22 protein-coding genes and 1 tRNA gene are annotated in these 22,987 nt (G+C 50.2%); 4 read left to right on the top strand and 19 right to left on the bottom strand.

The features are described from left to right. Window positions 1-203 precede the first annotated feature (203 nt). Window positions 204-431 (top strand): hypothetical protein, encoded by a 228-nt coding sequence (locus BLS94_RS12555; protein WP_090961597.1) that lies wholly within the window; start codon window positions 204-206, stop codon window positions 429-431. Between the two features lie 720 nt (window positions 432-1,151). On the opposite strand, the gene BLS94_RS12550 is transcribed toward BLS94_RS12555, so the two are convergent. Next, complete coding sequence (locus tag BLS94_RS12550; protein WP_090961594.1) at window positions 1,152-2,654, bottom strand: OprO/OprP family phosphate-selective porin; 1,503 nt, start codon at window positions 2,652-2,654, stop codon at window positions 1,152-1,154. Window positions 2,655-2,786: 132 nt separating this feature from the next. Here BLS94_RS12550 and BLS94_RS14660 point away from each other — a divergent pair, with 132 nt between their 5' ends. Next, on the top strand, window positions 2,787-2,990 hold the full coding sequence (locus tag BLS94_RS14660) for a hypothetical protein (RefSeq protein ID WP_143021698.1): 204 nt from the start codon (window positions 2,787-2,789) through the stop codon (window positions 2,988-2,990). A 495-nt stretch (window positions 2,991-3,485) separates the two neighbouring features. On the opposite strand, the gene BLS94_RS12540 is transcribed toward BLS94_RS14660, so the two are convergent. The 4 genes from BLS94_RS12540 to BLS94_RS12525 form a co-directional block, all read right to left on the bottom strand. Continuing rightward, window positions 3,486-4,484, bottom strand: coding sequence for a PstS family phosphate ABC transporter substrate-binding protein (locus BLS94_RS12540; protein ID WP_090961589.1), 999 nt, complete (start codon window positions 4,482-4,484; stop codon window positions 3,486-3,488). 463 nt (window positions 4,485-4,947) lie between these two features. Further along, the gene (locus tag BLS94_RS12535; protein ID WP_218124805.1) at window positions 4,948-6,189 is read right to left on the bottom strand and encodes an MFS transporter; all 1,242 of its coding nucleotides are present in this window, start codon (window positions 6,187-6,189) and stop codon (window positions 4,948-4,950) included. 315 nt (window positions 6,190-6,504) lie between these two features. Beyond that, window positions 6,505-7,647 carry a sulfate ABC transporter substrate-binding protein gene (locus BLS94_RS12530; protein WP_090961586.1) on the bottom strand — a complete coding sequence of 381 codons (1,143 nt, stop codon included), beginning with the start codon at window positions 7,645-7,647 and terminating at the stop codon, window positions 6,505-6,507. Window positions 7,648-7,681: 34 nt separating this feature from the next. Continuing rightward, entirely contained in the window at window positions 7,682-7,924 is a 243-nt protein-coding gene (locus BLS94_RS12525) for a hypothetical protein (RefSeq protein ID WP_090961583.1), read from the bottom strand. A 448-nt stretch (window positions 7,925-8,372) separates the two neighbouring features. Between BLS94_RS12525 and BLS94_RS12520 the strand changes: the two genes are divergently transcribed. Beyond that, window positions 8,373-8,609: a hypothetical protein gene (locus BLS94_RS12520; protein ID WP_090961580.1), complete on the top strand. Its 237-nt coding sequence runs from the start codon at window positions 8,373-8,375 to the stop codon at window positions 8,607-8,609. 386 nt (window positions 8,610-8,995) lie between these two features. On the opposite strand, the gene BLS94_RS12515 is transcribed toward BLS94_RS12520, so the two are convergent. From BLS94_RS12515 to BLS94_RS12475, 8 genes are all read right to left on the bottom strand, one after another. Then, complete coding sequence (locus tag BLS94_RS12515; protein WP_090961578.1) at window positions 8,996-9,181, bottom strand: CsbD family protein; 186 nt, start codon at window positions 9,179-9,181, stop codon at window positions 8,996-8,998. Window positions 9,182-9,338: 157 nt separating this feature from the next. Further along, entirely contained in the window at window positions 9,339-10,223 is an 885-nt protein-coding gene (locus BLS94_RS12510) for a GGDEF domain-containing protein (RefSeq protein ID WP_176767875.1), read from the bottom strand. Window positions 10,224-11,288: 1,065 nt separating this feature from the next. Then, window positions 11,289-11,762: a retropepsin-like aspartic protease gene (locus BLS94_RS12500; RefSeq protein WP_256325425.1), complete on the bottom strand. Its 474-nt coding sequence runs from the start codon at window positions 11,760-11,762 to the stop codon at window positions 11,289-11,291. Next, complete coding sequence (locus BLS94_RS12495; protein WP_090961567.1) at window positions 11,762-12,832, bottom strand: hypothetical protein; 1,071 nt, start codon at window positions 12,830-12,832, stop codon at window positions 11,762-11,764. Before BLS94_RS12495 ends, BLS94_RS12500 begins: the two co-directional genes overlap by 1 nt. Beyond that, window positions 12,820-13,203: a DUF6950 family protein gene (locus BLS94_RS12490; protein WP_090961564.1), complete on the bottom strand. Its 384-nt coding sequence runs from the start codon at window positions 13,201-13,203 to the stop codon at window positions 12,820-12,822. The genes BLS94_RS12495 and BLS94_RS12490 overlap by 13 nt, the downstream gene beginning before the upstream one ends. Before the next feature lie 186 nt (window positions 13,204-13,389). Next, window positions 13,390-14,553: a phage portal protein gene (locus BLS94_RS12485; RefSeq protein ID WP_090961561.1), complete on the bottom strand. Its 1,164-nt coding sequence runs from the start codon at window positions 14,551-14,553 to the stop codon at window positions 13,390-13,392. Beyond that, window positions 14,535-15,122, bottom strand: coding sequence for an HK97 family phage prohead protease (locus BLS94_RS12480; RefSeq protein WP_090961558.1), 588 nt, complete (start codon window positions 15,120-15,122; stop codon window positions 14,535-14,537). The genes BLS94_RS12485 and BLS94_RS12480 overlap by 19 nt, the downstream gene beginning before the upstream one ends. Before the next feature lie 18 nt (window positions 15,123-15,140). Continuing rightward, a complete protein-coding gene (locus BLS94_RS12475; RefSeq protein WP_090961555.1) occupies window positions 15,141-16,367 on the bottom strand; it encodes a phage major capsid protein in 1,227 nt (408 codons plus the stop codon). 521 nt (window positions 16,368-16,888) lie between these two features. On the opposite strand from BLS94_RS12475, the gene BLS94_RS12470 reads away from it, so the two are divergent. Further along, window positions 16,889-17,122 carry a hypothetical protein gene (locus BLS94_RS12470; protein WP_143021696.1) on the top strand — a complete coding sequence of 78 codons (234 nt, stop codon included), beginning with the start codon at window positions 16,889-16,891 and terminating at the stop codon, window positions 17,120-17,122. Between the two features lie 604 nt (window positions 17,123-17,726). Here the strand turns inward: BLS94_RS12470 and BLS94_RS12460 are convergent. The 6 genes from BLS94_RS12460 to BLS94_RS12430 all read right to left on the bottom strand — a co-directional run bounded on the left by BLS94_RS12460 (window position 17,727) and on the right by BLS94_RS12430 (window position 21,368). Then, on the bottom strand, window positions 17,727-18,026 hold the full coding sequence (locus BLS94_RS12460; RefSeq protein ID WP_218124804.1) for a helix-turn-helix domain-containing protein: 300 nt from the start codon (window positions 18,024-18,026) through the stop codon (window positions 17,727-17,729). Further along, window positions 18,023-18,226, bottom strand: a complete 204-nt coding sequence (locus BLS94_RS12455) for a helix-turn-helix transcriptional regulator (protein ID WP_090961547.1) — start codon at window positions 18,224-18,226, stop codon at window positions 18,023-18,025. Before BLS94_RS12455 ends, BLS94_RS12460 begins: the two co-directional genes overlap by 4 nt. A 318-nt stretch (window positions 18,227-18,544) precedes the next feature. Beyond that, entirely contained in the window at window positions 18,545-19,054 is a 510-nt protein-coding gene (locus BLS94_RS12445) for a hypothetical protein (RefSeq protein ID WP_090961541.1), read from the bottom strand. A 94-nt stretch (window positions 19,055-19,148) separates the two neighbouring features. Then, on the bottom strand, window positions 19,149-19,829 hold the full coding sequence (locus tag BLS94_RS12440) for a hypothetical protein (RefSeq protein WP_090961538.1): 681 nt from the start codon (window positions 19,827-19,829) through the stop codon (window positions 19,149-19,151). Between the two features lie 87 nt (window positions 19,830-19,916). Further along, entirely contained in the window at window positions 19,917-21,116 is a 1,200-nt protein-coding gene (locus tag BLS94_RS12435; RefSeq protein ID WP_090961534.1) for a tyrosine-type recombinase/integrase, read from the bottom strand. 163 nt (window positions 21,117-21,279) lie between these two features. Beyond that, window positions 21,280-21,368: transfer RNA gene (locus BLS94_RS12430), tRNA-Leu, on the bottom strand. Window positions 21,369-22,987: the final 1,619 nt, after the last annotated feature.

The raw sequence follows: 22,987 nt of genomic DNA, 5'->3' as shown, positions 1-22,987 counted from the left end.
ATATACCTTCTGAATATGACCGAACGATGACAGCGCTGCTGGAAGCATTACGGTATAGGTAACTGCGGATGCGAAGGAAAGCAGCTTGATTTTCGAAGGCAAAAAAAAGCCCGCGCACTGCGGGTATAAAGCTTCATTATTTTGCATAAATACTGCAACACGCTGTCGTTAACATAGATGCTCCAATACACAACCAGGAAGCCATGCCTAACTACGTCGTCTATACGAGAACCAACGCGGAACATGTCGTACGCGCAAGAAATCTTTCTACCCATTATCCCTACGATCTTTTAAAGCTCCATTTTCATGAAGCATCGCTTACCGGCTTTCCCGAGAAAACTGTATTCTGGATAAACCGTGAAGGCCCTAGCGTGGGCTTTGCGCTGTGCTCGGACATGCAGAACCAACCGGATCAAAGTGAGTTGGAATAAGCCACTTGGTAAATAAGTTCAGATAAAAACGCTTGCGTTCACAAAAAAGCAACACGCTCATTCCAAGAATGGGCGCCGCAACATCTGCTTTACGCTTTCGTCAAAATTTTTTTCTCTGGAGATTTTGCATGAGCAAGCTTGTTCCCTATATCCGGAACTCGGACGGGTCCTTTACACACCATGGATCAGACAACTCAAAACCAGACAAGCGAACCTACTCAAATGTTTGTGCCTTGAGAAGTTGGAGATCTGGCGGTAATGCGCATTTCACGGAGCCTACGGCGAGGGAGCGTGCGAGTTTCATCTTTATAAGCTGCAAAGACTGTGCGCATGTCTAACGCCGACTTGGACTTTCCGGCAGAGCGAAGCTTTTTGTTAATACCTCTTTCCAGCAAGTGGTCAAACTCATCCGATGTATAACCGTACAGATCAACGTATCTTCGTTTCTTCATAACATTTCTTTGGGGTGGGAAAACATAGCAGCAAAAAAAAATCCTCGTTCAGGTGTGGCCGCATTTTTACAAATCTTTAGGTGAGGAATATGTTCGGTACCGCACCTATCAAATCCCATGCGGCCAGACCCTTCCGCATTACTTGTCGACTCGAAATAAAATCAGCGGAGGAGGGGGTTCTGGTACCAAATGCACCATTCGGGCCGTTCCTGGTTGCACTCTGAACCCACTGATCCGTGATTTCACGCAAATCCTCAAGAGAACGGTATTAGAAGGCTATTTGACTCCGGAACATGAAAGTGTTCAGGCCAGACGGCTTTCCACCGCTTGCCGTCACTAGCGGCGAATCCTTGATTTCCAGGATTTTGTCATAGTTAAACATGAAGCGAATGTTGCTGTTCACGTACCAGTTCACGGCAGCGGTAAAGTTTTTCATCTCACCTGCCCTGAAGGCGCCATCGTTCATATCTACTCCGGCGACACGTGCTGCCAACTCCCATGCGCCCCATCCTCCCTTGGAAAAACTGAAGTTCTGGGTTGGCTCCACTCTGTGAAACTTTCCTTCTTTGTAGTTGCGCGATTCCCCGGTGAGCGTCCACGCCGCTTCTCCGTACCAGCCATCGAAGCTTAGAGAATCCAGACCATTGTTGCGGCCAATCCAGCTACGGGTATATTCGCCTCCCGCACTGAACGGACCATATATGCCGCTGGCCTCCAGGCCAAGCATCTTGATGTCCTCGATATTTCCTATGGTGCTCGAATCAATCGGAAACAGGTTAGTCAGATGCGATGTTTCATGCCTGAATCTCACGCCATTAGCGGGACCGAATAGCTGGCCGCTGCCGCTCGGTTTGCGATAGTTTCCCGCCACACCTAAATGGACAACCTTTGTCTTTTCGTTAATGGGTGCAAAAGTGACACGCGAACTGGTTCCCCAGCTTTCATCAATGCTGTTGTTATTAGGGTCGATTGACTCGCCAAAAAGTCCAACCTGTCCAGTCCAGTTTTTACCGCTGTGTGACACATTTAAACCAATGGCGCGATCTACGAGCGGTGCGTTAAGCACATTCATTAATGATCTTTCCATAAACATGAGGTCGTTGGAGCTTTCCTGTAACTCACGGCTGAAAGGCTGTTTCTGATGGCCGACGTTGACCTTTGCGAAATCCAGCCCTCTATATGAGATAAACATGTCCTTGACGCCGACACTGTTATCAGCAAAGTCGACCTGGCTCTTGAAATCCCAATCCTTAAAGAAAGTACCTGAAAACTCCAGGCGCCCCCTGCGCAGCTCTGCCCCATCATTGGCTTGAACCGGAGTGCCATCCCTAAAGAAGAAATTATCATTACTGCTATGGGTGTAATCAGTGTGAATCCGGCCCCCGATCTTGAACTTGAAATTCTTGTCTGCTGTTTCGAATTGCAAGCCGTTTTTATCCAGTTTGAGTTGCTTCTCGCTTTCTTTGACACGCTCCTCAATGGACTCAATCTTGCCGACGAGCTGCGCCCGCTCCGCCTTTTCTTTTAGTCTCGCGCTTCTGTCGCCGGACGTTGACTGGCCGGTTCTCTCTGCTTCCGGCGCTGGCGTTGCATTGTTCGATGGAGTACGTTCGACTCTCTCAAAAGTACCTATAGGTTGCCGGTCAGATCCAGGCTCTCCATATATTTGCTTGGTTTTGGTATCAATATAAAGGTCAATCGCAAAAGCTCCGGACGATGTGCTTGCTCCCAAGACGGCTGCCGCTGCCAATATAAGTTTCGAAATCTTCAAAGCTATGCTCCCAGTTGTGAAGTTTATGGTTATGTTTATTTGTAAAACCGGGGCAAGAATAGGGGAAAGAGATGACCGCCTTATTAACCTTTGGTAACAGTTTCATGACAGTACCAAGGGCAGCGTTGAACGATGATGACTCGATCCGAGTACGGGATGGCTTTCTACAACGGCCTCGAAACCGCCATGCATGGAGTAAATGAAAGAATAGTCTCCCCACGGACTGCCAAGCTACTGGACGTTGCCGATGGATTGTTACGGGATGGACGGGAGGAACGCCTGGCTCCGTCCCGATTTCGGATGGTGCTCCGGGGGGGTCACTGTGAAGAAGCCTGAACAAGACTTCTTGCACATGGAATTGCCGTTATTCCATGTTGTGAGAAAATGACAATATCAAGTACACGCCGTCCGAGGCAAAGTTGCCATTCAGTGAGAAAAAATCTCCCCGGCCGGACTCGGATCAGCATCGGATGCATGCGTTGGCATTCCTGGCAGAGAAAATGGATCAGTTATTCCAGTCTTACCATCGCCTGGCGTAGGGGGAGGGGCCCGAAGACGAGAATGGGCCGTCCGTGATAAAAACTTGTGAAAATGATGGGTGGAACTATTGGGGTGGAAAGCGCAGAAGATGCAGGCAGTACTTTTTGGATAGAATGCCGGCAGCTGAGAGCTGACCTGTTCGAGGTGGAGAACGGCCTAGCCCACCTGCTTGACCGCTTGTACTTAACCAACTGCCAACAATTCCGAGTCTGCGCTATTCTTCCCCCAGAGATTTAAAGGTTTAAATAGCAGTGGTTATTGGCAGTCTGCCACCTCATCTTTTTCGTCGTATTACAGGCTGGCCTCACGCTTGAGCAATTCATCGATCTTGAGCCCCACTTCAGATTGGCCGTTAAATACCGTGCCAAGCTTCTTCTTGTTCAGGTGCTCCAGATTAGTGGCGTAAGCTTGTGCTGGCAGCGGAAAGTATTTAACTTCGCTTACCAAAGCCGGTCCTTTTTTCATATAGAACTCCACAAACTCCTTGACTCCGGGTTTTTCCGCCGCCTTGATATTCACGTAAATAAAAATCGGGCGTGATAATGGTTGATAGCTTCCATCCTCCACCGTTTTTATGGATGGGGTAATACCGCCTTTATCTCCATCAACAGCGAGCGCTTTAACCTTTTTCTGATTTTCGAAGTAGTAAGCAAAGCCAAAAAACCCAAGCCCGTTTTTATCGCTCGCCACCCCTTGTACCAGCACGTTGTCATCTTCGGAAGCGGTGAAATCGCCCCGACTCGATTTGGCCTTTCCGACGATGGCTTCAGTAAAGTAGTCAAACGTACCCGAGTCCGCTCCTGGACCGTAAAGCTTTATTGGCTCATCAGGCCATGCCGGGTTTACTTGATTCCATTTGGTTATTTTCCCCTGCGCGTCGGGCTCCCAAATCTTCTTTAATTCTGCGACGGTAATAACTTTAACCCAATCATTTCTTGGATTTACAACAACCGTCAACGCATCGTACGCCACTGGCATTTCAACGTATTGCACCCCGGCAGCTTTGCAATTGTCCATTTCTTTTTTCGAGATGGGGCGCGAAGCGTTGGCGATATCTATTTCACCGCGGCAAAATTTCTTGAAGCCACCACCCGTGCCTGAAATACCAACTGTGACTTTAACGGCCCCGTTTTTGGCTATTTGAAAATCTTCCGCCACTGCTTCGGTAATGGGATAAACAGTGCTGGAACCGTCAATTTTTACAATTGGATCAGCATTCACAATACTGACACCTCCAAGCAGCGCACCCAATACCACTACTACTATCTCAATACCCCGCAATTTCAGCATTTCATTCTCCGCAAGATGGATCAGGAACCGCTTTCGTGACATCCCTGGCTATTAACTCAAGCCCCGTTGGTAACCAGGTCAGCGCCCCTGCATTAATTTATTGGTATAAGTATTTTTGCCTTGGTGCTTTTGGACCATTACGAAAATAGAAGAGGGTTTAACGCAACTCTGATATTTTCATCTGGTTATTCTCGTCTTCTTTAAGGGAAGACAATTGGGAGAGTACTGTCCGGTCATGTCGATATCATTTCGGTTTTGTGTCTGTTTTATGACGTTGCGGATTGGCTATAAACGAGAGGCGGAGTGATGGAGGCGATCACAGGAGAGTTCAAGCCGGCACGGCCGAAGATGCAGAGGCAATGAAAGGTGATGATGGGTCTTGATAACTTGTGGTTTTGTTCCTATCTCCTGAACTGAAGGACAGACTTGCCCTTACCGTGATCGAAAACCGATTTTTCTATTCTCAATCCGGCGGAACATTCAGGCGCCTGAAGGATATTAGCAAGGCCAGATCATAGGCGATCTTCAAAGCTCCACAAGCAATCAAAGGTGCACTCAGCAGCCCGCTGGCCAGCAAAGCGCCGGTCAAGGTTGGGCTCGCGATCGAAGCAAGGCTGCGGGATACCGCGGTGAAGCTTGCAGCGGCGGTGCGCTCAGCCGGGGTAACAACAGCCATTACATAGGCAGTACGTGTCGGCACATCCATCTGCGATAATGCACTCCGTACGAGCAGCAGAGCGAGTGCGACCTCGAGATTGGGGGCAATTGCAGCAAAAATGAGGCACACGTTAGCAGGGATGTGAGTGAAGACCATCGTGTTGAGCAGCCCGATCCTGCGCGCGATGACTGGTGCAGCAAGCTGGGATCCGGCAGACAAGAGCCCGGCGCAGAAGAAGAATGTACCGGCCTGTCCGAGCGACAGTCCAAACCGCGCAAAGAGCCAAAGCGTCAGCAGGGAGTTTCCCAACAATCCCCCGGCAAACGCATCAATGCTGAATAACATGGCAAGCTTGAACACAATGCTGCGTGATGGCCCCAGCGGCTGTTGTAGCGGGGCAGTCTGGATCTCGATCGCCGGGAGAGTTCGATAGAGCAGCCAGACTGATCCGCCGAGTAGACCATACAGCACGAACATTGCGCGCAGGCCATCAATTAAGGAAAGGCCGGACCATGGCGCGAGCCAGGATGGGATGCCGGCGGCTAACGCGCCAACAGCGGCGCTCAGTGAGCCAATAAGCGAATAACGAGCGAACAGCGTGGTTCTTGCGTTGCCGCTAGCCGCCTGCGCCAGGCGGGCATGCTCCAACGGCAAAAATACGCTTACATCGGCTGAACCCGGATTAAGGGTTCCTACGAATGCGACAACAAATAGAGGCCAAAACGATGAAACGCTCGCGAAGCTAAAGCCGGTAATTGCCATTAACAAGGCAGCGAACAGCAGCAGCCGACGAGTTGTCCATCTGTAGCCAATCGCCCCGAGCCCCAGCATCGCCAAAGCTGATCCGGCTAACGTTGCTGTATTTAAAAAGCCTACGTCCAGTTGATCAAATCCCAACGCCAGCAGATAAGCGGGCAAAAGGACAGCAATATAGCCATCGCCAAAGGCGCGCAACGCGCGAGCTGCCAGTAATGGAAAAGCTGTTTTAGCTACTCCCGCGGGCATGAGCAAACGGGTAAGTATTCTGTGCCCCACGCCCGCTTTCACTAATTTGGTCCTCCATCTGTGATCTATCTATAAGGTAATGCCGATTTTGTTACTAAGGATTATTCGGCGCTACATTGTGCATCAAATGCCTTTTCCTTTTTAATGGTTTTTGCCAGCTGATGCTGATACTCAACAGTCTGGCGTGCGAAAACCCTTTATTGCATTCGATAACATGATCATCTGAATAGATGTGTTCGGCTGGAGGTACACCGAAGCCTGACGTGATGTGGACCGCTCCTTACAATGAGGTGGCCACCTTCGCTATTCGCTGACGCTCACCTGATGCTTATGTGGTTGTGGATCGGGGAATTGCCGCTAATTAAATCCCCAATTATTTTGGAGGACGAGTAAATTATCCATCGCGCTTATCTGTGAAGCGGCATCGATAGCGCCATTCACAGCGACAGAATCCGAAACATCACCGGTGATCTGGTCAAAAACACCGCCCTTGGCAAAATGTATTTTCTGGGCTTTCTGCCAGCCGCCGGACACCTCGTCAACAGTAAACAGCTCAAGGTGGGGAAAACGGTCTTCGTACCTGGCGGCCACGGACCGATCGCGGGGACGGTAATAGTGCTTGGCGGCGATATGCTGTGCCTGGGGTGTATATAAATATTCGATGTATGAAGCCGCTACACCGCGCGCGCCTTTCCCATGTGCGACCCCATGTGCAGCCGCGTCCACTACGCTAATAACGGGTTCAGCCACTATTGACCTAGACGGGGTAACGATTTCAAACTTATCGTTTCCGTTATTCTGAACGATCCGGTGCGCTTCATTTTCCCAGGTGAGGAGTACATCGCCTATGTTGAGCAAGACAAAGGCGGTAGTGGAGCTTTCCGGCTTTTCATCCTTATAATCCACCGCCTTGGCGTTGGCAAACAATTGGCTGACAAACTCACGGGCGGCTTGTTCACTGCCGCCTGATTGCCTGATTGCATATCCCCAGGCCGCCAGATAATTCCAGCGGCCGCTTTCCGAGCGCTTTGGGTTCGGGCTAACTACTTTTATATCAGGGCGCACGAGATCGCTCCAGTCCTGCAGTTCCTTTGGGTTGCCTTTCCGTACGAGAAACACGATGGTTGAGGTATAGGCTGAAGGATAAGGGCCAGTCCGAAAATCCTGCGCTAAAAGCTCGCGAGGGCCGGGTGCAATAAGTCGTTCCTTATCAGCCAGCTTATTTACATCGTAGGACAGCGCGAGGGCCGGAACATTAAGTCCATCGACCGTAATATGCACCGGCTTCCCCGACTTGCTCCGCGCCTGCTCAACCTCGATGTCCAGGCCCGCCCGGGTTTTCCAGTGAGAGGCGAACGCAACATTCAAATCCTCATGTAACCGCCCCGCGGCGCCGGGTGCAGGACGACCGGGAAAATTATTCAGGGTGGCATAGGCAGCGCCCAGGCTCACCAGTACTATAAATATACCAACACCAAAATGAGAAGTATTGAGAGTCATTTTTCATTTCCTCCAGTTGCCCACCAGCCTTGCTCTAAGCAACCAATAAGGAGGGGGAGTTGCGATCAGCGTTAATGGGGGCTATCCCGACGCTGGGGCCTGTGCTATTTTTCCAGAGCACTACCGATTCAGGAAAACCGACAAGCTCTTCTTCGTGCACATAGGGGGATAAAGAACCATAGGTTCCTTGCGGATCGTAAGGCAGGTTGGAAATAACGTTATTCATGCGCTCGATATAGCCCTCTTGAGTCCGTACATACACCGCGTATTCAAACATGGTTCACTCCTGTAATAAGATTCGGTTTGCGCATCTTACTGTGGGTTTGTTACAGTATTTTTAAGGGGACTATATTCCTACCAGCGATGTCCTGAAGGGGTTGCGCGATGAAGGTTTTCAGCCGTATGAAGCACGCAAATTAAGAAACGAAACTGACTGGTTTGTCGGGGAAATAATGACGGGGAAAACAGCGGTTTTTCGCAGCAGATACAGGACGAATTGAAACAATGGAATGATCTGTTTGACTTTGAAACACATAGCGGTCATCTCAAGAACACGAGCATTAGATCGGCTTAAAAACTAGGCCCTTTACAGTTACTACCAATATTTGATGAATTAGCTTGTATGAAGGCGTTTGCGAGTGCTATGGTGTGGTGAAGAAGGAGTTTGACCGCTTATTCCATGATGCACGGGAGTGCGAGCACAGCCGGTTTACCAAGGAGATTAGATGAACGTTGATAATGTTGATTACAAAGGCTACAGAATTGTTGCCAGTGCAGAGCACGACGATACCACCGGCCTCTGGAATGGTCGCTACAGGATTCTCGATAGCGACGGTATAGTTGCTTACGAGAGTTTCGCTACAGGTTTAGACGAAGAGAGCAAGGCGCAGGAAGCTGCAAATACAGAGGCCAGAGCGTGGATCGATGGCGATACGGCAAAGCTCTCCGGCTCGGCTGAGTAGTCCGATAACTTATCTCATGCGTTTTCAGTCACCGAGGACTCTGAAGGCGGCATGGTGGATATACATGACCGCCGGCTGTTGCGCTGGAACAGGAGGACGCGTGGCGCTGGATGGACCTGATACGCCGATTGAGGAAGCCGCACAAATAGCGCAGTCCCGCTCTTTGCCCACCGAAGCCTTCATGGAGAGTAGATAGAGCAGTGAATCGAGTCGATCGAATAATAATGGGAAAGATTTGATAACACGGATAAACGAATTAACTCAGCCATGAGAAGGTCTTTTAGGCGCCATGCCTCCACGGCATCATTGCTGCGTCCGATAAGAAGCGCGGCAATAATAAAAAACCCGCCGAAGCGGGTTAGAGCAGGAATGCTGGACTGCAGAGCTTAAAGCTCGTCCGCTGCGTCCTTTACGGCTTCCTTGGCATCTCCATATTTCTTTTGGGCTTTGCCGGAAACTTGTTTGCCGAGGCCTTTGGCTTCATGCTCTTTACTTCCTACCGCCCTGCCGGCCTCTTCCTGGATTTTTCCTGCGATGTCTTTCGCGGTTCCTTTCACTTGATCTTTATTCATGATCGATCTCCCGTTAAAAGCTTACGTTTGAATCGCCGTTACCAGTTGCTACTGGAACAGCATTAGAAATCAGATTAATCCCTTTTAATGGCTCATACTGTTCGGTGTATCACATTCGAGACCTAAAACAGAAACGGTAGCGCTCCCCTGCTGTGCATTAGACCCGATTTGAGTGATCTTTAACGCGATCGAACAAGGTATAACCCGCCTTTGTGTTTTTTGCGCGATACATGGCAGCATCAGCGTTCGCCACCAATTCCAAGCTGGTATCTCCATCATTTGGATATAGAGCAATACCGATGCTCGGTTCCACAGTTAGCGTCAGATCACCAATTATTACGGGTTGCGCAACACGCTCGAACATCTCTTCTGCAACTCGTTGAATGCTCTCAAGGCCTTGCGGGTTGACCAACAGATAAAGAAACTCATCGCCGCCATAGCGGCAAAGAGTATCCTCAAAACGGACGCGCCCTTGCATACGTTGCGCCACTGCCTGTAATACTTCGTCACCGATGGCATGCCCGTAGGTGTCGTTTATCAGCTTAAAGCGATCGAGATCGATAAACATCACCGCCAAAACCCAATTGTTCCGTCTAGCCAGAGCAATTGCCTGCTCAATGCGAACGTTGAATAAATCCCGATTGGGTATACCTGTCGCGGCATCTTGTAACGAACGTTGTTTTGCTTCCTCCATTGCCTGATTCACGCTCGCCAATACGTCTTCAGTATCGGACAAGGTGCGTTCCGCTACAGACAGCTTTTCCGTAATTTCCCTAAGTTCGGAGTCGCGCTTGTTGTGATCGTCAATTTCCTGTTCCAGGGTTTTATTGACTTCATCAAGCTTGATAGCGCAGTCCTGTACCTGACTTTCCACGCGTTCGCTTTGTACCAGTGCTTTTTTTCCCTGCCGCAGAGTAATGCCTGCCTTCATATCTTTCTTGACCGTTGCATTGACGGTAGAAAGCTCAGCGGCGCAATCCTCCATGTTTTTCTTAATACCCTGGTTTTTTTTAAGAGCCTTCTTCAAAGGAGGAGCAGGCATGCGCGGTGATCGTGCCGTTGAACTGTTTTCAGTGGTCATTTCGTGGAGAGCAGTTGAAGAGAATCGAGGATTTTAACCGATACGAGAGGTTGTGCTTAACTCAGCAGGAATATATCTTTTGACTACCCACCCTCCTTACCGTTTGAACCCCAATATTTCATTGCCGGAAGTATGGATTGCCTTGCCGCTTCATAGTCGGACTATTCATGATTGTTTACAGCGCCGCCGCCAACCTTCTGGCGCAGGGCGAAACCGGTAATATTGCGGCCAACCGATTGGAGTTCCTGGCCGGCCTCTATATCGCTTATGGAACAAGTTAAGCTACCGCTGTTTCTCTTGGACAGATTATGGACAGCACCGTGGTATTGGTAGAACGGATCAACTCTAGCAGCGGCCGGCTTTAGATTCAATTGTCTTATTCTTCAAGTGTCTGGCTTACTTCCACTAGCCTAAATGCTTGAGTCGGGTTATTGTCTACAACACCCCTAACATTATCGCGCAGGTCCGGAGATGTAATATGAATGATTATTTGTATCTCTCTGGACTTCTGGATTATCTGCTGGTGCCGGAGCCTCATTCGAATAAACTCTATAACTTATTGATCAGTTAATGATTTATATATTGTTTATGGATGAGGTACCGTCAAAGATACCGTCATAGCTCAGCACTAGGACCCAGCCGACCTTTCCTACAGATTGTCAGCTAATGAATATTCCTGCGGGTTTCTTAGGCGGCATCGAACTCACCTAATTAAACGATTATAGACCACCATAGCCCATTTTATCGCGGCGTCCACGCTGAGGTAGCCACCACTCCATTTAAATTGATTGTAGGGCTTCTGGTAGAGCCAGCCGCGCAGGGGAATGAAAGGAAACCCTGCCGCTGGCCGTCGCGGTTATCGCACTCACGACTAATCGGGCGTAGGACGCCTGGAACAACAAAACGAAAAAATTGATTACCGGTTCCACTCGCTCGCCATTTGATTTGTTGAATATTTTCAAATATGGAATTTTTTGTCTGCGTGCGAGGGAGCGCGGTGTCCAAGTCCCTGAGGTTGCCGTGATTTCATTTCCCATCGCTAGCGCCTTGCTTGGATAGCCGGCCCAATGGAATACTGAATGACCACTCAGTCTTGCCGTTCACGTTTCTTATCGAGAAATTTCCAACTGACAGGACATCCATCCCGACGATTACATCCCACCACACATCGCCCGGATCCTTTAAAAGGACCGTCAGTTCACGTATCGTAATCTTGTCTGGAAGATGGATATTTACCACGTAGGCCGCACTCTTTTCGAGCCCGTCTACACCTTGTATAAGGACTGGCCTTATAGCTCTGATAGGTTTTAGGCCGCATGCGTCGGCGAGACGTTTTGTTATCACTGACTTGGTCGCGCCTGTATCCCAAAGTGCATTGCATTGAATCCTTGCGCTGTCAGACGCTCCAGTCGCTGAATCGAATGATTGTGAAACATGGCAAGGGGTTGCCAAGGAACTTAATAACCCGTTGGCAGATTTAACGGTAAAGCTTCTATCCATTAGCATAATCCTTGAATTTGTTCATCACAGACATTTGCCGCCGTGATATAGCGCGCTACTGGAAGATCAGCCGGATCAACCCCGCACATTTCAGAGGTTAGGTAGTCATAGGCTACGAGCGCCGGGTTACTACTCCACGCCGTTAAACCGGTGCGCGGATCGTAGAGCTTTCGCCCTTTCATCAAGACATTAATATCGGGGACGCCGTTTTGAAATTCCGCCTGTCTCAGATCCAGCCGGATCACTGTGTAGGTGAATCCGCTGAGGGTAGAAGTAGGCTTCCATTTGTCGCCGCACTCGGCCAGCAGGGAAGCATCAGCAGGATCGCCCGGCGCGCCCAGGTGCTTCTTGACCCGGACTTGTGAATCGTTGACCTGATACTGATACGTTACCGTGTAGCTCGTCACTTGCAGCCAAGTGCCCGGTATCGGCGAGCTCGGCGCACTGGTTACCGTGAGCGTATTCCCGACCCGCGTAAAACTGACCTCGCCGCCTTGGGGCGGAAATGGAAACGGCTGGCCGGCCGCTGTCATGACGCGACCACTCGCAATAACGCGGATCGCGCTTGACGGCGTGCGCGTCATGGTAAAAGGTGAGGTTGTAAAGGTCTCGCTGATGTTCTCCGTGCGGACGGAAATAAAATAATCGCCGGTGGTGACAAAGCCTTCATCGTCAAGCGGGCCCAGCGGTTTGTTATTGATGTAAATCTCATCGATCGATTCCGATTCCCCGGCCGCGTGGACGCAAACCAGATGCTTATATTCGTCGTTTGGACCGCTCTTGAACGTCGCGACAATATCCGCACCGACCCTGGCTTTCCCGTAAACGTACCGATGAGGCGCGTCAGTAGCAATGCGCGTTACCGTGCGTTCTTGCAAAGAGTTGAGGAAATCCTCGCGGGCGCGGGCTGCGGCGCGTTTGGCTTTTTTCGCTGCGGCTTTTTGCTGGACTGCGCCGAATACGGTAGTGCCGATAGTCAGCGAAATAGAGGCGACAGCAAACGCTAGCTGAGGGACAGTAAGACCAACTGCTGCAGCAATTGCTGGTAGTGCGGCTATTAGTGGCGGCATGTCCACGCCTCCTTTGCTACAGTACGGTCAGTAAAAATCAAGCCATCGATCCCAACCGAAACTATGTGCCAGCCACTAAATAGGTGTGCCGTGCCTTGATAAATTGTTAAGTCACCGTCTTGAGCCATGTTTGGATTGATCTGTTTCAGATTGCTTTGGAGCAAACCTCGAATGCCGCCCAGGTCTCTAAGCTTTTTTGCAGCCTGTCGCGCGGTGCGCCAGGGCTTGTGCTCAGTCAGGTAATCGCGACCGGCCTTAATCTGAACCCACGCTCCTATGAACGTGCAACAGTCGTTTTCACCCCATTTGAACGGCTTCGTTAGATGCGCGGTAATGTATTCCGGTAGCGTCATCGGCAAATTGGTAAGCATGTTTATCCATTTTGGTTAAGTGTTTAACTACGAAAAACCTGTTTTTCTGAACTGCACGTGCGAATAAATGACTACCAGCGCGGTCTAGGAGCGCAAGGTTGCGGTGATTTTTATCTTTTTTGTTACGATTTATAAAAGGAAAGGAAGGAGCGCGGTCTGGGGCTATGAGGTTGCGGTGATTTTCTTTCATATGCCAGCCTCTGGCTTCTCCTGCCTGGGTGGAAGCTTAGGCAGGTTCTCATACTTGCGCACTTCATCAATGAGTAGCCATCCATCTGCTATCCCCTTGCTGTAGAAGTCCGCGCGGTTCGTGCTGTCGCCTCTTAGCAATCCTTCAACGCTATGCTCAGCAAAGTAGAGTTGGCGCGAGGCAGGGGTAAGCAATGATGAGCTGATAGCCTGCTCCCACATCGTCATGTGACGCCGTAGGGTATGAACTACGAATACTCTGTTCATCTCGACACTGTTGGAGTAGTTGCCGTGGCGCAGATCGCCAATGATGGTAGGCGGTACGCGGAACAGGCGGGCTATCTCTTCAACTGAGAACTGGCGCGACTCGAGCCACTGCGCATCTTCCATGCTCATCGATGTGGGCACGTAGTCAACGTCTCCATAGGTTATGGCTATCCGCCCGGAGTTATCGGTTCCGGCGTGCCTCTTGTGCCACGTTTCTCTGATCTGCTCCAACTGTTCGGGTTTGAGTGACTGTTTGAACTTTAATATTCCGGATAGTCTTGTTCCGTTCGTATAGGTCGAATTGCCGTGATCACGCTCGGATAGAGCTAGCTCGAAGGTCTCCCTGCTTGCTGTGATTGGCGATACTCCCACCAAGCCATTATCGGAACGATGGCGCAGATGCAATACCTCATGCTGCAGCAGGCGCCGCACGCGCCCCTTGGTGTCTGTCACATCGTATGCCAGCCGGTCGTTATCGAGCTGGAGCGTTGTTACCCTGCCTGGCAGCAATGGCACTAGCGCGGTAACTTGCCCATCATTGCCGCGGATGATTTCAGCGTGAGCATTGCCGCGTAGCAATGTATTGGCTTGCATCATTTCGCGGAATTCAAGTGCTGTTTGCAATTCGTTCGCCTGATCATGCAATACTCGATACAGCGGGTTTTCCGGCGCCCTTTCCCTTCCATCGTCAGCGGTGCGCTTGTAGAGAATCAGGGGTAGAGATGCAATGGTTTCGCTTATCGCTGCTACGCACGCATAGGCCGCTGAAAGGCTCTCAGCCTTGGCAGGGCCGCTACTTATCAAAGGATGGTTCCATGATGGATCTTGTGCGTTATATGCCCGGCGCTCCAGGCCAACAAAACTCAGCGCGCGGTCTAGTAGAGTCGTACGCATCGCGAGCCTCCACAGTCGTCGTCATCCACCGTTTCCAGCCACCGCATATCGGCTTCTAAACGACTTAGCTGCCAATCTTCCATGCTGCGTTTAGCAACGGTGGTATCAAGATAAGCAGGGTTTGCAGTAATGGTTATTTCGTGCAAGTCGACCAGTACCAGATCGCGCGTTAATTGGCCGGAATACATTTCCCAGTGATCGCCGCCAGCAGGGACACGAAAGCCGAATGAGCAGCCGGATATATCGCCACGCTCGACCAGAGCGCCCAGATCACGCGCATAGCTGGTATCAGGTAGCGACAACTCGAAGTAGAGCCCCCTGGTATCTTCCTGTAGGGAAAGAGTACGCGAGCCCACGCGGCCTAAAAGGCGTTGTGGGTCGTGCTCAAGCAATGCGCGGATATTGTCCGGTTTGGTGAGTGAACGTTTAAACGCTCCCGGCAGGATGCGCTCTACAAAGCCGCCTAAGTCCTGGCTCTGAGAGTTGTAGACCGCCGCATACCCGGCCAATTTGCCGGGAGAGATTGCGCGCAGATCGCCTCCTGATCGTATTTCAAAGGCATTTGTCATCACCTGCGCGCCTCCTTATTACGAGACGGTTATGTCGCTGGCCAGGACAAAGGCGGTCGGCTGGCGCAGCGCTATATCGCAGGTTGCCATCGCCCGAACCAGCACCCCGCCGCGAGCGTATGCGGTAGAGTCGAACGGGTTTACCAGAATATCCAGCTCGCTCCAGATTCCTAGAAGCACCTGGCTGAAGTCGCCCAGGATGAGCTGGCCTTTTGCCGTAGCAAGGGGCACTTGCTTTGTGCTGTTCACGGGCAGATCGGCCATGCGGTTGTTTTCGCAAAGGTAGGCTGCGCCGGCGGTCGCCGATTTCAGGGTGACGCGGAGCTTTTTAGCAACGCCGGGGGAAGTTAACCATGCGCCCGCGGTAGCGTTCGCGAGCTCGATTTTTTCAACCATGGAAGCGATACCCGCCCAATCCAGGGTAGCCAGGGAGTGGGTCTGAACGCCGGTTGTGCCGATGATCCCGGTCGGCTCGTTGGTTCCGCCGCCTTTGATCAGCGCGCTATCGAGTGCGGCAGCCAGGGCGAACGACATATCGTCGCGAAGCAGTTGCTCAATGTCGGGGCTGCTTTGCTGTATCAACTGCCGTGACATTTCGGACAACGCGCCGACGTGCTTGGGGGAAAGCGATTTGCTGTCAAAGTCCATGTCGGAAGGGGTAAGCGAGCCGTTTTCCGCTACCCATCCAGCCGTGACGCCGGAGGTATAAGCAGGGATCGACAGCGAGCCTTCCAGCCCGCTGAGTACGCGTACGCCCAATTGCCGCATCAACAGCTTGTTGCGCAGGGGCTCAATAAACTGGTCCGGTCTGTGCTCAGTCGCGACAAGCTGGGTTCCGGTAGTTGTCGTATTTACCCGCTTCTCCAGAACGGAAAGGGGAACGAATACGCCGCCAGCTTTGCGGCCTGTGCGTCGCTCGATCTCTTTCGAGTATTCAGCTTCGGCTCCAGACAGTGCGCGGCCTTCCATGCCGGCACGAATGACGCTCATCAGGCTTACGTTGCTTTCCAGGGAGCTGAAAGCTTTGTCGCCGTCGACCGGTACGCCGTTCATGCTGCGCTCGGCGTTTTCCAGAAATGATGTGCGGGCCTCTTGTCCTTCAAGTTCGGTAATCTTTGCTTTCAAACCGTCAAACTTCGCGGCCTCGTCAGCAGACAGATTGCGCTTTTCGGCTTTCGCTTTTTCTACAATACCGCGCATTTCTGTTACAGCCAGGGCGCGTTGTTCTTTCAGTTCGTGGATCATTTAATACTCCATATAAAGAATGTCTCACTATCTTTATATCATGTTAATTGTCCTATTGATACAGTACGTTACACTTAATACCCCTGTGGATTTCAGTGTACAAATAAGAACAGAAAAATGATTGCCAGCAGCTCGCGGTCGAATGACAGCAATGTGATGTCAGATATGATTTCAGAACCGAATCAGAAGAATTGCCTTGGCAATGCGAACGCATAGCGAAGGCATGGCGAAGGCATGGGTAGGTGATGCGCAATGGTTAAGCTCTGCTTGATGAATGCTTGAAGCATTGCTTGGGTAGGTTATTTTCCGAAACCGATAAATAACCTGCTGGGTTATTCTGGTTTTATCCAGAGCGCTCTGGATTTGTCGCGAGCGAGTGAACATGTGTTGAACAGCCGTTCAACGGATGCGTAACGGTGATGTAACGTTACTGTAACGGTGACAGGGAGGCTGGGTGCCCACTGCTGAGTTGATATGTGGACGTGGTAAAATTGGCTTTCATTACACTACCTGGGGAAGAAATGAATACGTCGATACTGGATCTTGATGAGCGTTTAAAACATACCGAAATGGCGATAGGCTTGATCTTGGCCACGCTGTCAAGGGAGACTGGCAATAATCTAAGATCGATCGCGAGTAGGACGTTGACTCTGGCCGACGCGTTGAATCTGCCGAAAGAGGTTTCAGAGATCATTAGCAGAATTGGCGAGGGTCCGGAGGATACCCGGGAGCCGGGAATCGTGGTCCTTGACTAGCTCGCCTAACAAGGACGGAGAATTCTTTGTATAAGATGGTAACTCTTAGAAGGTGTACGGTAGGCGTACTAGTAAGGGCGTAAAAAAGGCCCATTTAAGTACGATCGGCGTACCTAAATGGGCAATTTGAGAATCCTATAGTACGGCCGGCGTACCTAAATGCTGCTTATCTAGTACGGCAGGCGTACTGGACGATCTAATTTTAACCGGCTCGTTTTTGCTCCAAAGCCCGAGCGGTGATCGAGTGGCGCTTACATCAAGCTTCCCTTCACAATGGTCGACCGCAAAGAATGTCACGGCGTACAGCGAACATTGGTGCAATCCGCCCTGCCGAGTAAGGATGATGAAACCGCACTCTAAGAGCTCCTGGCGGGCTTTATACAGCGTGTCCTTGCTCTTCCATCCGCGAGGCTTCATAACCTTCTCAAAGCTCATAGAGAGGTCGCCGTTGTTCCGTAAGTTATACTGATGCAATAGATCAAACAGAAGCTTAACTGAGTGCGGTCCGAGGGCGGCGAATGACCTGCTGCGCAGCAAGGCGAAAGGCAAGGCAACGAATCCGCCCGGCCCCCGCTTTTCCTGCGCTTCCCTTAGCGCGCGCGTTCTAGCCTTGCTCACGCCCTAACCCAACATAGCGGTATCGTTTAACGCGAGCTTCTTTATTGAAGCGGGTAGGGACGCGCTCCCATTCGTCGTAAAACGAATAGCCTTTGCTGCGTAGGGTAGAAATTGTGGAATGTAAGCAGTGATCGCCTAGCCGCTCAGCTTCAAACCTATTAAGGGTGCGACCGGTGCGGAGTTCTTCCAAAATACTCAGTTCTTTGGTATTCTGTTGCTTGACGTATTTCGAAGGCGCGTTCTCTTGGCAGGGGGCTGCGCCTTTTATTTTCTGATCATCATTCATTTTCCAGCTCCTTCCTGAGTTTTGGATTCGAGCCACGCCATTACAGCGCTCCTTTCCCACGCTGTGATACGTTCAGATAGTTTGATGGGCTTTGGAAACTCTCCCGATTTCACCTTACGCCACAGCGTTGCATGTGAGAACGGCACTATGCCGGGAATGAGTTTCGACTCGCGTATGTAGTCGGTTTCTTTTTCTTTCATACTTGCCCCTGTGCTGATGTCTGGTTTGTCTCGGCTTCCATTCTTGCGCGCCAGTCAGCAGCGGCCTCTGCGCTTATTAAGGTGCGCCGGCCAATCTTCATAAGACGTGGACCCTTGCCCTCTTTAATCAATTCATAAAGGAATGATCTGGAGATATGGTGATCACTGCAAAAGCCGGGGAATGTATAAGCTGGTTTGTTCATATATGTCCTCATCGTTCGTTACGGGCTTCAGTGGATTACTGAATACAGCCAACGCCATTTAATCAACTTATCCTTTTTTTGTATTTCCGCAAGATTTTGAAAATTAGCGGAAACCTTACTTCTCAAACCTCTTCTTTTCCGAGTAGTAATATTCGCTGGCAAGCGTTTTCCCGAGGCCAAACTTTTTACCTACGGTCTCGAAGAGGTTTTCGTCTACCGGTGTATCGGGCTCCATTTGTCGAATCAATGTAATTTCATTCCATATCGCAACCTGATACATTAATTTTTTTCTTATTGCGCTCAGATGTCGGCCTTTTGGATACGGGTTACCGAATACAGAATTCCATGATTTGGCCCGCGCTTGATTAACGTTGTCATACGCTTTGATATACGATTTTGCCGCCCAGTCTGGCAGTGGTAACTGATGATTTGCACAAATTCTTATTGCCGTCATTAGGAAATAAGGGTCGTTCTCGTAGTTTTGTTGACAAGTATCTAGCTCTTGAAGAGCGAACCATTGCGAATAAGGTAATGTGGGGTCAGTCCATGAGCGTGATGGATTTTCTTCTAATGCCGATTGATTAGCAGCCCAAGCCTCTTTTCCCGTCCAGTCTTTATTTACCATTTCGCACCCCTTCAAAGTGCCTTCATTGAGATGCCACCCCAGGCGGTGAAGGTTTCCGCTTTTCGCCCCGTCGGGCTAGGGGTGGCTTAACTTGTCATGCTGCAGCTTTACCAATCGCCAGAGTCGCCGCCATGAATGCGGAAAATTCCGGATGCGCTTTTACTGCCTTTTCCTCCACGTCATCCATAAAGTGCTGATGCCGCTTTTGGTCAAAATATACCTTCCCGTCTTCGGCCAGTTCAATCAAATCGCAAATTAAATCATTCGCCTGTTCAATAACTTCTTTCGAATAATGGAAACCATTGTCAGCCCTTCTAAAGTGATTAAAAACTACCTCCAGAAGGCCTTTGATCACACGTTTTTGATCGTGTAAGAATTCCCCCGGGCTTTTGGCTGCTGCCTCCAGCGCTCGTTTTTTATCGGCATGCTGTCGCTCTATTTCCCGCTTGAAATTTTCTCTTTCGATCTGTTCTCGGCTGTAAGCTATGTGTACCTTGAATACATTCTTGCTTGCCTGAAAAATCTTCACCAGGCCTTTTTCCTGCTGCTCCCGTGTCGCCATTCTCCCCAATGGAAGAACTTTCATTTCGCCGTCGACTATTGCGATTCTGGTTGCAGTCTTTGCGGTGCCCGGCCCAGGAAACCACTCAAGCTTAACCAATCCGGCGCCGATAAGGTCTGCTTGCGTTCCTTGATAAAATTTGCCCCACCAACAGTCCTCGACCTTGAGACGATCCAGGGGTGTTTCAATAGGTGTAGAATTGGCGTTAGCCATGATGCGTACCTCCAGTAAAGGTTGCGTTGTGGTCAGGGGTGTTTGGTGCGTCAACACTTTACACCCCGTTTTATTGCCTGAAGTCCGTCAGGCCACGGTGTAACTCTGTCCAGCCTTGAGCTCGTCCAAATAATCCGCCCAGGCCTGCATCATCTCTCTGCGCTTTGGTAAATGCTCGGCATAGTTATAAGCAGCACTTACCTTATTGCGTTCAGCATGCGCCAATTGCCTTTCTATTGCTTCATGGGGCCAACCCTGCTCATGTAGGATGGTCGATGCCATGCTTCGGAAGCCATGCCCCGTCATTTCGTTTTTATCGTAACCCAGGCGCCTTAGAGCTGCGTTAACCGTGTTTTCACTCATCGGCCTGGCATAGCTTCTGACACCCGGGAAAACGTACCGACCCTCTCCTGTCAGCGGTTTCAGCTCCCGCAATACGGCCAAAGCTTGTTTACACAAAGGCACCAAGTGAACGGCCTTCATTTTCATCTTGCCGGCCGCTATACGCCACTCAGCAGCATGAAAATCTATTTCTGACCATTCAGCATGCCGGAGTTCTCCCGGGCGCACAAAAAGCAACGGCGCTAATTTAAGAGCCGACAACGTAATAAACGATCCGTTATAGCCTTCGAGCGCGAGAAGTAAATCCTTTATCTTTTTGGGATCGGTAATGCTGGCGTGGTGCTTTTCTCTTACGGGCGTGAGCGCACCTTTTAACACTAGGCTAAGATCCGCTTGAGCCCGACCCGTGGCGATGGCGTAGCGGAATATTTGCCCAGAAATCTGCATCGATCGATGAGCGGTTTCAATGTTGCCGCGCTTTTCTATTTTCTGAACTGCGCTCAACAAACTCGCAGGTGTTACTTGCGCTATGGGAGTGCTGCCAATATAGGGAAAGATATTCCGCTCCAGCAGGCTCAATGTCCTGGCGGTATTCTTGGGCACCCATTTTACTGATTGCTTTTTGTGCCATTCAAGAGCGACGGCTTTGAAGGTATTGGCGGCGAGTTGTCTTTCTTCTTGTTTTTTAGCCTGTTTGATAGCTCCAGGGTCTCCGCCATTAGCTATCAGTTTACGGGCTTGATTACGCCGGTCTCTTGCATCAGCCAAGGTAATGACAGGATAAACGCCAAACGCGAGCGTTTTGCGCTTTCCTTGGAAACGATAGTCATACCGCCAATATTTCCCCGCATTATTGATAAGCAAATAAAGCCCCTCGCCATCAGTTAGCTTGTATGGCTTGGCGGAAGGTTTTGCATTGCGTACAGCGGGATCAGAGAGAGGCATGACGGTATCTAAGTATGACGGTATGTGCTCTGCCGTCAAAGATACCGCCATTACTGACGGTATGTCAAGATATTAATTGATACGGCTTGAAACGGTCTATCAGCGCTAATGCCCGTATCTATTAAGGTTTTGGTACTCTTTGAGACTTACTGGAACTCTGTTATGGTGCCCGGAGCCGGAGTCGAACCGGCACAACCGTTTCCAGTCGAGGGATTTTAAGTCCCTTGTGTCTACCAATTTCACCATCCGGGCAATAGATCTTATTCATTATTTTCAGACAAAGTTTGATTGAACTTTCCCCCTGCGTTCCGGCTATATAGCGATACAAAAGGAAAGCCTTCAACTGAAAACGTGTTTGATTTTATCACACCCAAAAATCATTGTATTGCCGGGGTTTGCTTCCGAATTGCCTCCATAAAAAAAGTAACTGAAGAGGTATTTCCGGAAGATAGCTCAAACTGTTGATAACCGAATCAAGCGAGGGTTACCGACATGGGCAAACCTGAGAAACGGATTAACCTTGAAGCAATATGCAGTCGCTATCGCCGGGCCGGACGCGCTGCGGACGCGCTGACAAGGATACGAGTTCTGCTGGGTTTGCGGTTATCAGCACAAGCGCCATCGGGTTATGAGGCGCAAGCCTGCCAGATCAACACGCCGCGCTGGGTGGCCTTCCTAATAATACTATGAACCGCTTTTGCCTACCGCGTTACACAAGTCACGGCTTGCCATAGATCAGATATGCAGCAAGCCTCTGGTGGCCGCTATGCCGCTGTGGTTACCGCATTATGAGTCATGCTTCGGCCATTGGATGAGTTAGCCCAATCGAATCTCATGGGAATTTCACTCACCCAGCATTGGCCGCTTGCTCGAACTGGTGCAATTGTAAAAAAAGTAACGGGAAGAGCACGGCAGAGTCTGCCAGGCAATAGGTCTTCCCGACGCCCATAGAAATGTTTCCGAAGGGGGATGATACACGCCCCAGCTTGATCGATCCGTCATGCGGGCCACCACGCCGCTACCGTTATTAACGACGGCGCTCGATAAGGCCCCCTGAATTAACGCAGAAAATCGGTAAACACCTACATTAAACTTTGTTAGCTAAAGCATTAAACAACTCTGTTGGCGATCCAAAAACCGACCTCCTCGGATTTTTATTGCCCTGCTTGTGCTGTTTTTTAAGGTCCCAGATTGGTTGCCAGTCCGTATGCTACCCAGCCGGTCCAGTATATAAGAACAGAGTTGTAACAAAGTAATAAAAACTTCTCCATGGTCTGCCCCTCCTTCTGAAGGTCGATCAAAGCGTCATCATTTTCGTTTTTCCCAATTACATCTGTGCGTTACATCGCATAAACCACGCACCCGACTCAGGAATAAGCAGGTATATCGGCTGCTTTTATGAAAACAGGGATTGCTGAAAGCCACCCATTACCGCCTCAAAACCATCATTAATATCGCTCCTTTTATCACTCCTTTTAGAATTTTCCCGAAAGGAAGCAGCCAGTCTTTGCGATAAGCATCAAGCAATTATCGTACCCGAAGCCCATGGGGCGTATTTTTTCTTGTCGGCGCTTACTCAAGATTCCAGTGGCAGTTATCGCTAGTGCAGCCGGCGAGACCATGCGGCTTTATTTCCTCCATTCGTTTTTTTTATTGTCGGCAAAATTATTTGCCATTTGCCTTTACTGTCCAGTAGATGCACACCTGGCAGCGAACCGCCCGGACTATGCGCTGACCCAAAAATGGTAATAGCGATGTTGTAATTCTCGCCGGTATCGCGTTGCGCCATAGAAAAAGGTTACCGAAACAGTTTTGCAGTTAACGTTGTGCCATAAGGAAAGGAATTCATTTTAGTGCATCGAAGATGATTT

Source organism: Nitrosospira sp. Nsp18 (assembly GCF_900103145.1).
Lineage (GTDB): Bacteria > Pseudomonadota > Gammaproteobacteria > Burkholderiales > Nitrosomonadaceae > Nitrosospira.
The sequence above is the reverse complement of the archived record's forward strand: the minus strand, read 5'-3'. Positions and strand labels throughout refer to the sequence as shown.

Bases quoted from the DNA above. Each gene is read 5' to 3' on its own strand.
- BLS94_RS12555 (WP_090961597.1), top strand. From the start codon at position 204: ATGCCTAACTACGTCGTCTATACGAGAACCAACGCGGAACATGTCGTA.
- BLS94_RS14660 (WP_143021698.1), top strand. From the start codon at position 2,787: ATGATGACTCGATCCGAGTACGGGATGGCTTTCTACAACGGCCTCGAA.
- BLS94_RS12540 (WP_090961589.1), bottom strand. From the start codon at position 4,484: ATGCTGAAATTGCGGGGTATTGAGATAGTAGTAGTGGTATTGGGTGCG.
- BLS94_RS12530 (WP_090961586.1), bottom strand. From the start codon at position 7,647: ATGACTCTCAATACTTCTCATTTTGGTGTTGGTATATTTATAGTACTG.
- BLS94_RS12525 (WP_090961583.1), bottom strand. From the start codon at position 7,924: ATGTTTGAATACGCGGTGTATGTACGGACTCAAGAGGGCTATATCGAG.
- BLS94_RS12520 (WP_090961580.1), top strand. From the start codon at position 8,373: ATGAACGTTGATAATGTTGATTACAAAGGCTACAGAATTGTTGCCAGT.
- BLS94_RS12515 (WP_090961578.1), bottom strand. From the start codon at position 9,181: ATGAATAAAGATCAAGTGAAAGGAACCGCGAAAGACATCGCAGGAAAA.
- BLS94_RS12510 (WP_176767875.1), bottom strand. From the start codon at position 10,223: ATGCCTGCTCCTCCTTTGAAGAAGGCTCTTAAAAAAAACCAGGGTATT.
- BLS94_RS12500 (WP_256325425.1), bottom strand. From the start codon at position 11,762: ATGGATAGAAGCTTTACCGTTAAATCTGCCAACGGGTTATTAAGTTCC.
- BLS94_RS12495 (WP_090961567.1), bottom strand. From the start codon at position 12,832: ATGCCGCCACTAATAGCCGCACTACCAGCAATTGCTGCAGCAGTTGGT.
- BLS94_RS12490 (WP_090961564.1), bottom strand. From the start codon at position 13,203: ATGCTTACCAATTTGCCGATGACGCTACCGGAATACATTACCGCGCAT.
- BLS94_RS12485 (WP_090961561.1), bottom strand. From the start codon at position 14,553: ATGCGTACGACTCTACTAGACCGCGCGCTGAGTTTTGTTGGCCTGGAG.
- BLS94_RS12480 (WP_090961558.1), bottom strand. From the start codon at position 15,122: ATGACAAATGCCTTTGAAATACGATCAGGAGGCGATCTGCGCGCAATC.
- BLS94_RS12475 (WP_090961555.1), bottom strand. From the start codon at position 16,367: ATGATCCACGAACTGAAAGAACAACGCGCCCTGGCTGTAACAGAAATG.
- BLS94_RS12470 (WP_143021696.1), top strand. From the start codon at position 16,889: ATGAATACGTCGATACTGGATCTTGATGAGCGTTTAAAACATACCGAA.
- BLS94_RS12460 (WP_218124804.1), bottom strand. From the start codon at position 18,026: ATGAATGATGATCAGAAAATAAAAGGCGCAGCCCCCTGCCAAGAGAAC.
- BLS94_RS12455 (WP_090961547.1), bottom strand. From the start codon at position 18,226: ATGAAAGAAAAAGAAACCGACTACATACGCGAGTCGAAACTCATTCCC.
- BLS94_RS12445 (WP_090961541.1), bottom strand. From the start codon at position 19,054: ATGGTAAATAAAGACTGGACGGGAAAAGAGGCTTGGGCTGCTAATCAA.
- BLS94_RS12440 (WP_090961538.1), bottom strand. From the start codon at position 19,829: ATGGCTAACGCCAATTCTACACCTATTGAAACACCCCTGGATCGTCTC.
- BLS94_RS12435 (WP_090961534.1), bottom strand. From the start codon at position 21,116: ATGCCTCTCTCTGATCCCGCTGTACGCAATGCAAAACCTTCCGCCAAG.